Genomic DNA, 519 nt, shown 5'->3' with positions numbered 1-519 from the left:
AGGGATTTTGAGACCTTTATTTCAGGGGTTTGCACCCCACACAGCTGAAAACCACCCAAATAAGAACCTTAAAAGCCGTTATTTGAGAAAAAGCTTGCTTCAAACTGTAAATAAGTCCCCGAAACACCCTTATTCCTGTTTGCTCCCTGAAAACCGGATGCGAATATGAGTCGCGCATGGGAATCAACTTCCCCAGATTACTTTCCGGGGCCCCCGAAAAGTACTCGGAATAAGCTTCGCAGCTTATCGTCACTTTTTGGGGTGTTTGTTAGATTAAGCCCTCGATCGATTAGTACTGGTCAGCTGAACACGTCACCGTGCTTACACACCCAGCCTATCTACCCTGTCTTCTTCAGGGGATCTTACCACGTTGACCGTGTGGGAAGTCTGATCTTGAGGGGGGCTTCGCGCTTAGATGCTTTCAGCGCTTATCCCGTCCCGACTTGGCTACCCAGCTATGCTCCTGGCGGAACAACTGGGACACCAGCGGTCGGTTCATCCCGGTCCTCTCGTACTAAG

At 50.1% G+C, this 519-nt stretch carries 1 rRNA gene; it reads right to left on the bottom strand.

The window, feature by feature from the left end:
* Nucleotides 1–269 precede the first annotated feature (269 nt).
* Nucleotides 270–519: ribosomal RNA gene (locus tag ACFO8Q_RS18455) — 23S ribosomal RNA — on the bottom strand; the annotation flags it as partial.

This window comes from Effusibacillus consociatus (genome assembly GCF_042652925.1).
In the GTDB taxonomy this organism is placed as follows: domain Bacteria; phylum Bacillota; class Bacilli; order Tumebacillales; family Effusibacillaceae; genus Effusibacillus; species Effusibacillus consociatus.
Note: the sequence above shows the minus strand (reverse complement) of the source record. Positions and strands in the feature narration are given on the sequence as shown.